Source organism: Pseudomonas sp., from assembly GCF_037994325.1.
Taxonomy (GTDB): domain Bacteria; phylum Pseudomonadota; class Gammaproteobacteria; order Pseudomonadales; family Pseudomonadaceae; genus Aquipseudomonas.
In genome coordinates, this window is the sequence record NZ_JBBNAH010000554.1 from 1 (window position 1) to 1,626 (window position 1,626).

Consider the following 1,626-nt stretch of genomic DNA (forward strand, 5'->3'; position numbering starts at 1 on the left):
GCTCTGGACTTCCATGAGAAGCGCGACATCCATATCCATATGCCGGAAGGGGCAACGCCCAAAGATGGCCCCAGCGCGGGCGTTGGCATGTGTACGGCGCTGGTTTCAGCCCTTACTCAGATTCCGGTGCGCGCTGATGTGGCAATGACCGGCGAAATCACTCTGCGTGGCCAAGTTTTGGCTATCGGGGGGCTCAAAGAAAAGTTGCTAGCGGCTCATCGCGGTGGAATCAAGATCGTGATTATTCCCGAAGAGAACGTTCGTGATCTGAAAGAGATTCCGGAGAATATTAAGGCTGACCTGCAGATTAAACCGGTTAAATGGATTGACGAGGTCCTGCAAATTGCGCTGCAATACGCCCCGGAGCCCTTGCCCGATGCGGCTCCGGAGATGGTTGCAAAGGATGACAAGCGCGAGACTGATTCCAAGGAGCGAATTAGCACGCATTAGCCGGGGGGCTTCCTTGACACATTTTTAGAGCCCTTGTTATAAAGCGGCTCTTCTTGTGCCAAATGGCCTTCCAGCACCGTTTTTGCTTTCACCCAAAAATTAAGAAATAAACTCAAACAGGAATAAGGGGACTTAGAGTGAACAAGTCGGAACTGATTGATGCTATCGCTGCATCTGCTGATATCCCGAAAGCTGTAGCTGGCCGTGCGCTGGACGCAGTAATCGAATCCGTAACTGGCGCTCTCAAGGCTGGTGATTCGGTTGTACTGGTAGGTTTCGGTACTTTCGCTGTTAAAGAGCGTGCTGCTCGTACTGGTCGTAACCCACAAACTGGCAACCCGATCAGCATCGCTGCTGCTAAGATCCCAGGCTTCAAAGCTGGTAAAGCACTGAAAGACGCCGTTAACTAAGCGTCTTCCGGGTTTTGCCCACCTCGATCAGCTTCAACATTGATCGAGTCGCGTGGCGGTAGAGCAGGGTCGGTTAGTTTACTGGTCCAACGTTCAAAGAGGTTCCACAGGAACCTTGTCCGCCCCGCCAGCTACGAGAAGGCGCATCCTCGGATGCGCCTTTCTTCTATCCGGATTCTACCCACGCTCCACGGCCGCTTATTTCAGTACGGTCGTTTCTGGGGGACGCATGCTGCAAAACATCAGGGACAATTCACAAGGCTGGATTGCCAAGACCATTATCGGTGTCATTGTTGCCTTGATGGCATTCACTGGTATCGAGGCTATCTTCACCTCGCAAAGCACCAAGCAACAGGCTGCCAAGGTCAACGGTGAAGAGGTCAGCCAGAACGAACTCAGCCAGGCAATGGAAGCCCAACGCCGTCAGTTGATGCAGCGCCTGGGTAAAGATTTCGACGCATCCTTGCTGGACGACAAACTGCTGCGCGAAGCGGCCTTGAAAGGTTTGATCGAACGCAAGCTGCTGCTGCAAAGCACCAAAGACGCCCATTTCGCGTTTTCTCAACCGGCTCTGGATCAGTTGATTCTGAATACGCCTGAGTTCCAGGTGGACGGCAAATTCAACTCTGATCGCTTCGACCAGGTTATCCGCCAGATGGGTCATACCCGTCTGCAATTCCGTCAGATGCTTGAGCAGGAAATGCTCATCGGCCAACTGCGCGCTGGCGTGTCTGGCAGCGGTTTTGTGACCGACGATGAAGTGCAG

3 protein-coding genes are annotated in these 1,626 nt (G+C 53.2%); all 3 read left to right on the forward strand.

Features of this window, described 5'->3' with window-relative positions:
- The coding region (locus AAAB16_RS18550) for a S16 family serine protease (RefSeq protein WP_340664653.1) at positions 1-450 on the forward strand (450 nt) is incomplete at its 5' end.
- A gap of 137 nt (positions 451-587) precedes the next feature.
- On the forward strand, positions 588-860 hold the full coding sequence (hupB, locus tag AAAB16_RS18555; RefSeq protein WP_010490206.1) for a nucleoid-associated protein HU-beta: 273 nt from the start codon (positions 588-590) through the stop codon (positions 858-860).
- 229 nt (positions 861-1,089) lie between these two features.
- Positions 1,090-1,626, forward strand: a 537-nt coding sequence (locus tag AAAB16_RS18560; protein ID WP_340664654.1) for a SurA N-terminal domain-containing protein, incomplete at its 3' end; no start/stop codon positions are given.